This is a genomic window from Pseudoalteromonas sp. MMG013, from assembly GCF_018100885.1.
GTDB lineage: Bacteria > Pseudomonadota > Gammaproteobacteria > Enterobacterales > Alteromonadaceae > Pseudoalteromonas > Pseudoalteromonas aurantia.
The window spans coordinates 48,599-56,654 of record NZ_JAGJEE010000034.1 but is presented as its reverse complement, the minus strand read 5'-3'; the positions used below and the strand labels follow the sequence as shown (position 1 = coordinate 56,654).

9 protein-coding genes are annotated in these 8,056 nt (G+C 39.6%); 3 read left to right on the top strand and 6 right to left on the bottom strand.

Annotated features, from left to right (window positions below; all coding sequences use genetic code 11):
- From J8L98_RS20880 to J8L98_RS20870, 3 genes are all read right to left on the bottom strand, one after another.
- On the bottom strand, nucleotides 1–223 hold a 223-nt coding region (locus tag J8L98_RS20880), incomplete at its 3' end, for a hypothetical protein (RefSeq protein WP_210998029.1).
- 107 nt (nucleotides 224–330) lie between these two features.
- Nucleotides 331–504: a hypothetical protein gene (locus tag J8L98_RS20875; protein WP_210998028.1), complete on the bottom strand. Its 174-nt coding sequence runs from the start codon at nucleotides 502–504 to the stop codon at nucleotides 331–333.
- A 40-nt stretch (nucleotides 505–544) separates the two neighbouring features.
- The gene (locus J8L98_RS20870) at nucleotides 545–1,177 is read right to left on the bottom strand and encodes a LysE family translocator (protein WP_210998027.1); all 633 of its coding nucleotides are present in this window, start codon (nucleotides 1,175–1,177) and stop codon (nucleotides 545–547) included.
- 292 nt (nucleotides 1,178–1,469) lie between these two features.
- On the opposite strand from J8L98_RS20870, the gene J8L98_RS20865 reads away from it, so the two are divergent.
- Both J8L98_RS20865 and J8L98_RS20860 read left to right on the top strand, forming a co-directional pair.
- A complete protein-coding gene (locus J8L98_RS20865) occupies nucleotides 1,470–1,862 on the top strand; it encodes a hypothetical protein (RefSeq protein WP_210998026.1) in 393 nt (130 codons plus the stop codon).
- Nucleotides 1,863–2,751: 889 nt separating this feature from the next.
- Nucleotides 2,752–3,198 carry a GNAT family N-acetyltransferase gene (locus J8L98_RS20860; protein ID WP_210998025.1) on the top strand — a complete coding sequence of 149 codons (447 nt, stop codon included), beginning with the start codon at nucleotides 2,752–2,754 and terminating at the stop codon, nucleotides 3,196–3,198.
- Nucleotides 3,199–3,270: 72 nt separating this feature from the next.
- On the opposite strand, the gene J8L98_RS20855 is transcribed toward J8L98_RS20860, so the two are convergent.
- The gene (locus tag J8L98_RS20855) at nucleotides 3,271–4,020 is read right to left on the bottom strand and encodes a DNA alkylation repair protein (RefSeq protein ID WP_247682647.1); all 750 of its coding nucleotides are present in this window, start codon (nucleotides 4,018–4,020) and stop codon (nucleotides 3,271–3,273) included.
- A gap of 162 nt (nucleotides 4,021–4,182) precedes the next feature.
- On the opposite strand from J8L98_RS20855, the gene J8L98_RS20850 reads away from it, so the two are divergent.
- The gene (locus J8L98_RS20850; RefSeq protein WP_210998024.1) at nucleotides 4,183–4,620 is read left to right on the top strand and encodes a GNAT family N-acetyltransferase; all 438 of its coding nucleotides are present in this window, start codon (nucleotides 4,183–4,185) and stop codon (nucleotides 4,618–4,620) included.
- A 47-nt stretch (nucleotides 4,621–4,667) separates the two neighbouring features.
- Here J8L98_RS20850 and J8L98_RS20845 read toward each other — a convergent pair whose 3' ends face one another.
- Nucleotides 4,668–5,831, bottom strand: coding sequence for a heparan-alpha-glucosaminide N-acetyltransferase domain-containing protein (locus J8L98_RS20845; protein WP_210998023.1), 1,164 nt, complete (start codon nucleotides 5,829–5,831; stop codon nucleotides 4,668–4,670).
- Nucleotides 5,832–5,875: 44 nt separating this feature from the next.
- Nucleotides 5,876–7,975, bottom strand: a complete 2,100-nt coding sequence (locus tag J8L98_RS20840) for a TonB-dependent siderophore receptor (protein WP_210998022.1) — start codon at nucleotides 7,973–7,975, stop codon at nucleotides 5,876–5,878.
- Nucleotides 7,976–8,056: the final 81 nt, after the last annotated feature.

Genomic DNA, 8,056 nt, shown 5'->3' with positions numbered 1-8,056 from the left:
TTTCTATTCCAAAACCCTTATCCAAACCTGAGGTTAAATTAGATAAACCTAATGAATTCGGTCTTGTTAGTATGTGTTTCGATAATTTCCCCAACTCCTGCTGGGTATTTACTTGATAAGTACTTTTTAGTACCAGCATACCATCTTCAATATAATAGTACGCCAATTGTTGCGCTAACTTTGCAAACCGTTGAGCTTCGTTTTGATTAACCTCTATAAACACACTTAACTCTCTATAAGTGAAATCTTTAGAGCAACCCCACAGCAAAAAATGTGCGTGATTAACATGTCTCAATAACGTTCGTTTAGCCCGTCCTAATTGATTGTTTTTTAGTTGGTAAAAATGCCCCCCAACGGATCCCAAATACTGATAACAGCCCCTTTTTTATTATTGAGTGAATGTGATAAAGGCTGCCTTCTCAAATAGCCAGAAAAGTAAATATCACAATAAACCTGCCATAGTTGGTTATCAATGAGATTTTGATTCCCCAAACTAATAACCATACTGTAAAGCCCCTTGCCAGTTGCAGCACACTGCCATTATTTATTTACTCAAAGCAAGTCGAGCAGCCAAACCAACAAACAATATACCCAAAATACCATCAACATAACGCCCTGGCTTTATCTTCGCTGTAAATTGATTAGTGGCTATACTCACCACCCAGCTCACCATTACGTTAATCATTAACGCAACCATACTAAGTAATACACCTAATAACATAATTTGCGTCAATATCGGTGCTTGAGCATTGATGAATTGAGGTAAAAATAAGGCAAAAAATAACAGCGCTTTAGGGTTCAATAGATTATTTAACATGCCCAGTAAAAATAGCTGCCTCATACTTTTATCAGCATGCTTTGATACGTTTGTGCACGATATTCCAGCATTATGCCAATTTTTAATGAGTTTTATCCCTAACCATAATAAATACAACGCGCCAACAAGCTTAATCATAACAGCTAAAACAGGAACAAGCTGCAACAGCTTAGCTAACCCGACCACAACTAAAACACTTTGCAGCAACCCTGCTAAAAATATACCACCGGCAATGGCAGTGCCCGCTTTAAACCCCTTAATTGATGAATAACTCATTAATAATAACAAATCAGGTCCTGGCGATACTGCCAATAACAGACAAGCCCCTAAAAACATAGGCAACACCGAAACATCCAACACATATACTCCTTACTAGATAAATTATGGTAGCTAATTACCAAAAAAAGCGAAGGAATCTACAGATAAATAATGACAAATACAAGCTTATGCTCATAAGTCGTTCACAGTGAAAAAGCATCATAATATTTACACTTGCAAAATTAAAATTACAAAAGTCAAATTTTAGAGTTTTAACTTTAGGTGCTGATTTAAGAAAACTTTAATATTTAAATCGTCTAATGCTTAGCGCCATAGTTAACATTATTTCAATGTTAACTGGCCTTCACGCAATGAAAATTAGAAGGATATTTTTGTGAAAAACTTAGTTACTGCAGCGTTGACAAGCTTAGCTTGTGTGTTTAGTTTATCGTCTATGGCAACAAATGTAGATTTAGCATCAGGCTATAATAGTACTTCCGAGGTACTTGAATATGGTCGGCAAGTACGGGCAGTCCAACAACAGCTGGCCAATGCTGGCTACGTATTGCAAAATTGCTCCGAAAATCAAGTCAACTATTTTGTTCAACCAAGTGATCCATACTATTTTTATAGTGAAACCCACTGTATGTATTCTATACCTAGAGATACTGGCGGCATGTCTTTGCAAACCGACTATGCCAAGCTGTCCATGAAAGTCTACTACCATCAAGGTAACGCGCTGTACCATGAAGGTGACGTCACTGTAGGCTACTTTACTGTATATTAACCACTCACGATTTATAGGTAGTGCATCAACGCGATGCACTACCTGATATTACAAATCAGCTGTATTTGTAACAGCAGATAACATTTTAATTTTCCGCACTGACCCAATAAATACGCATAGTAGTATGCATTCACACACTACCGAGATATTATTCACGTAGAACTTGAATATCCATGACCAATTGTGCCCAATTTCTCTGAACATTTATGTCATATTAAACGACAGTCTTATTTAAAGAGTGAAGCCGCTTTAATGCTGACATTTTCTTGAGTAATGAGTATTGTTGGTAATCTTCACTACGCAGGCGTTTAAGCAAGTCCAATTAAACATAAATTTGACTCCGTGGTAAGCTAGATAAAACACTCCAGTATGTCAAAAAACCGTTGTCATTTTTATGAGTTATTTCTCTTCCAGTTAACCAAGTGCCCAGAATATCAATGATGAGTACTCACCATTTGCCATAAGTGACGGTCGCAATAAGGATCGAGACAATAAACAAAGCGGATAAATTATAACTATCTAACCTCAGGTTTGGATAAGGGTTTTGGAATAGAAAATATTTTGAAAACAAACTTACGTACAATCCAAGGGTGATATTTTGTTCAATATCAAGGCGCTTTTATGCAGTAATAGCGGGCTATTACAAATGAAAGCAACGCCGAGAGTGAGAAAAATAGCTTTATTGGGCAAATTCGCTTATCCAGAGCTGAGGTTACCTACTAACTAGCTGGAATGATAGTTCATTATGAGGTATCTATTATTGTACATGTGTCATAGCTTGAGGTAATGTAATTTACGTACGGCGTAAAACGACACACAGCACTCATCGCTTTAAGTGCTGAATTTAACAATACTATTTTTAGTGAGATTTGATCAAAGGAAATATCCCATGAAATTTAGCGAAGTTTCTGGCTATGATGTACCTATATCACTTTTATTAGAAGCTGATCCATGTGAACAAAGCATTCGCAAATACCGCGATGATTCATGGTGCTTTGTTTATGAGGAACGCGGCCAAGTGGTAGCAGCTTGCTTAGCAAAGCTGACATCACAAAGCACCGCTCAAGTGTTCAATATATCAGTCGAGCCCGACTATCAAAAACAAGGGATTGGCTCTGAGTTACTTTCTTTTGCATTGCAACAGATACGTACGAAAAACGTGACGCGCATTGAGTTAGGTACTGGTAGTTTCGGTTATCAGTTAAGTTACTACCAGCAACTGGGGTTTCGTGTCGACAGTGTCGTAAAAAACCATTTCCTCACACATTATCAAGAAGCCATTTTTGAAAATGGGATCCAACATAAAGACATGCTGGTGCTCTATTTAGACCTATAATTACGCCTGATTAAATGTCTCACTTTACACTATTCGACTCTTTCATGGTCTCTGTACAAAGTGAGCCCTCCGCTAACATGACAAAAGTCGTTGGCGAACATTGATGTCCATTTTTTCGATTGCATAGCGCAGTGTTGCACGAGGGAATTGGGTAATATTACGCTGTATATAACCAATTACCTCATTTTGGTGATATTTTGCCGTTACTTTCAATAACCACCCAATGCTTTTTTGCACGAATTCATCCGGATCACTTAACAAGATATCGCAATTTTTAAACACTAGCCCTTTGTCTAATCGATATACCTCTTTACCTATTTTTCTTTCGATGAACTTTACCCAAACCACATTACTCGCGCGACGACACCAACAGACCTCTGAATGCGCCCAATGCTGTGTTTGCTCTATCAAGTGAGGCCGAGACAACAAAAATAAATAAATGGTTTTAATGCATAAATCATCGACCATAGCCCAGTTACTCGCGTAATGCTCTAACCAATATTTAAACCTATCTAACAGGCGGTCATCATAGTGACGCTTTACAAATTTATTGAGCAACCCGAACGCGCAAAGCACTTCCTCATTGTACTTTGCATCCGCTAAAAGCGCTTCAACTATGGCTAACATGTCATTCGCGGTAAGATCGGCATAAGCTTGATGAAACTCATTAATCGTATACTTTATGTCTGCAGCATTTACGCCTAAGCATACAGCGCCATTTGGAAAGTAGCGTTCACTCGCGCGCGCTTTTTCCGCTGTAGCGCGTCGCATTAATGCACTTTTCACGTACAAAATATACGCGTGCATACTATCGGTGGCCATATTAGCTTTCCATCTGAGTCAATGATAATCTAAACCATACCGTAGCACATTGAATTATCAATGTAATAATCAGCGTCGCGGCATCAATGCGCAACAACAGATAACACCGCTCCTTTTGAACGATTTTTATGCATTACTAACCCAATATAAAGGCACACCATTATGAATATCACTGTGCGACGAGCCAAACTAGATGAATTAGAGTGGGTCAATAAACAATATGAGAGGATCGGGTTTCGGCCCTCTCAGTTTAATGGCGAGGTGATTGCGATTGCACTCTTAGATGGAAAAAAAGTAGCGTTAGGTCGGCTACAGCGTATCGATAGTAACAATGCCGAACTTGGTGGGATGTATGTGAATGAACATTTCAGAGGGCGTAAACTCGCAGAAAGTATAGTGCGTTTTCTATTGAAACATACGAAGCAGTACGAGCATATTTATTGTTTGCCATTCTCTCACTTGGCAGACTTTTATCAACGTTTTGGTTTCCATTTAACCACCAGCCAACAGATCCCAAAAGCGATAATCGAAAAGCACCAGTGGTGTAATAAAACTTATGAGCATGAGACGTATTTGTTTGAACTTCATCTGCCAACTTAAAGGAAAAGAGGACCATATCAATAAAGCCCTCTCTACTTTTAATATGTCTATAAATACTTCACCCACCGCAGTTCACTGCGATGTTTGAATTTAGCAAACGCTTTGCATGGCTTGTAAAGTAACCCTGTAAGAACCGCGGCAGTTAACCATATCAGCTCGATATTAGGAAACGCCAAGTATGGGGTATTATTGGCACCAAAATGTAACGTCGGACCAAAAATTTTAAATAGCACAAAATAGCTCAATAACAATACATACAAATGCACTATATAGAAGAATAATGGCACAGATCCAAATGTACGTAATACCTCACTTACTTTACTTTGTGCATTTTCTAGGTATGCAAGTAACAGCGCGCCCCCCCCCAGAGTAAAGAGTAAAAAAGGTAATGAAGGTGGGTACTTAGTGTAATTTAAAAACGACATAACCGACATCACCAAGGTATCTTGTATTTGCCAGTCTATTGCTTCCCCATACACATTAAGTGACCTTAAAATACATAGGCAAATCAAACACGCAATACCTCCAGCAATTAAAGTTTTTTGCCTCATTGCAACATCAACAGATTTAGTAAATAACGGGCCTGATACATAACCAAGCACAATCACACCAATCCAAGGCAACACTGGATACGATGCTTTGATTTTTATAAACCCATCAGTTAGCAAATAACCTCTATCATGGAGTATGGTCCAAAGTGTATAGCCCATTTCATCAGGTAAAAATGTCACTGGTGAGAGCGCGTTATGCCCAAACACAATTGCGATTCCCAGCCCTATTAACCATATTCTAGGTAGGTAACTCAATACGGCCAGAGATATCATACTGACGCCAATCGCCCACATAACCTGCAAATATAATGTGTTATAGGCAGCAAACCACGAAAAGTTAATGATTGTCATTTCAAGTAATATCAATAGCACACCGCGCTTTAACAAAAAGCTCTGCACGGCTCGCTGTGGTTGATTAAAGGGGTTTTGGTACAAAAATGCTGATAAACCAGTCAGAAAGATAAAAATGGGCGCACAAAAGTGTGCGAGTAATCGAGTAAAAAATAACGTTGGATCCGTGGTTTGAATATCCATCGGATCAGCCACTTGGTGATGTAAAAAGAACCGCTCCCGAGCATGATCAATTAACATAATTACTATCACTAAGCCACGCAGTATATCAATCGATACTAACCGTTTATTTAATGTATTGTTTGTCATAACTGTAAAGGCGCAGTATTAGTACGCCCTGATCCTGTAATAATTTAGAATTGGTAGGTTATACTCGCCCGAAACTGCGAAGGCTGACCTGGCATAGTCCACAACGCTGAATATGAATTGGTATAATGGTGTTTATTCAGTGCGTTATCGATGTTCAGCTGCAACATAAACGCACTTGATAACGTTATATTCGCAAATAGATTGGTTAATGTGTAAGCTGGTAATTCATAGTCTGGGTTAATTGTTTCTCCTAACCTTTTTCCTACATGTTGTACATTCACACCAAAATCAACACCATAACCTGCAAACTGCGTGTAGTGACGCAATATCATGTTGTAGCTATGCTGAGGCACATTAATAAGTTGACTGTCGGCTGGAATACTCACTCCCCAATCAGTATTCACCATATCGTTTACCGTATGCGCATCAACATAAGCGTAACTACTCGTGAGCTCTGTATTGTTCGTCAATTTCCAAATAAAATCTAACTCGACACCACGACTTTGCGCTTCACCTAAGGCGGCACTAAAACCTGAATTTACCGGATCGGCCGTTAGAATATTCGATTTTGTCGCCCGAAAAAGTGCCAGCGTCAGCTCAACATCTTTATCGTTTTTTAGCCACTTAATGCCTGTTTCAAAAGATCGACTTTTTTCTGGTGCAAATGTATTGCCTAAATAGTCAGCACCTGAGTTAGGCCTAAACCCTGACGAGTAACTCGCATATACATCGAGGTTATTGAATGCGCTATAGACGGCCCCAACTCTTGGACTAAACTCAGATTCAGTGTGTTCACTGTGCGTACTCGCTAAGTGGTTTTCAACGGTTTGTTTAAATCGGTCAAATCGAGCACCCAGTAATACCTGAAGTTTGTCCGTCATATTCACTTGATCTTGAAAGTATACCCCCCATGCATCTTGCTGCTCTACATAATTGACCGTTGCAGCTAGCTCCGGCGCCACTTGACCATAGACTGGGTTAAACACATTCACACTATATGTAGTTTCTCCAGAACCCCATGCCACTCTATATCGTTGCTGGTGTGTCTCGAGCTCATAGTCATATACATCTGCACCAAACATTAAGTTATGGGTATAACCTAACACTGTCAAAGCACCACTTAGTTCCGCACGGGCTGAAAGGTCAGTCGCATCATAATCTCGATATCTGCGCTGTCGATTAACCGTTTGACCATCGACATAGAGTAGCTGTCTACCAGGAGACAACTCAGTATCTGATGAGTATCCCTCTAAAGACGACTCTCTTATACCTACACCGGCATTGGCTGTCCAAACTGCATTAACCTGGTGTGATATTTCTAATTGATGACCAATGGCATCAACATTCATTGCCCCATCATGTGGCTCACCCAAAAACCGGCTCGACGGGAGGTCTAAATCAGGAAGAACAGGTATACCACGGTCAAAAGGAATGGCTTGATTTGTATACTCCAGTTCATAAGTCAGTTGTGTACCTTCACTGACCTTAATTAAAAAAGACGGTGTTAGTGCCACCTTCTCAGTGGTAATCGTATCTCGATAGCTATCTGATTTTTCAAATGCACCATTTACTCTGAATGCCGTTTTATCATTAACCCCATTTGTATAATCACCTTCGAGACGTTGATAATCATGCTCACCCAGTGACAACTGTACATAGCCACTTTGATCAAATAATGGCTTCTTTGTGATCACGTTAATTGTGCCTCCAGGCTCACTTCTACCGTATAACGCAGAGCCAGGGCCTTTTAACACCTCAATCGCTTGTATGTTTGACACATCACGTAAACCACTATAGCCGCGACCCGCACTGAAACCATTAATTAAATAAGCCGATGGTAAATTTTCATCGCCAGCAAAGCCTCGTATTGCGAAACTTTCCCATAAGCCACCAAAGTTATTTTGTGTCGAAATAGCACTCACCTGATTAAGCGCACGCTGAAAGTTATTAATGCCGAGAGAGTCTAATTGCTCAGAGGTGACCACTGACACTGATTGAGGTAACTGCGCAATATCCACGTTGCCACGGTACGCTTGTTTCTTACTTATGACTTCAATCAACTCCATTGACTGGGTCTCATTTTCTGCAAACGCCACGCCAGAAACAAGCATGCTTACGATAAGAGAGGGTAACCGTTTTTTCATTGTATAATTACTGCTATGTTATATTATCGCGACATATTAATCGCTACATTATAACATTTCAAGTTTTTCACTTTATCCCAT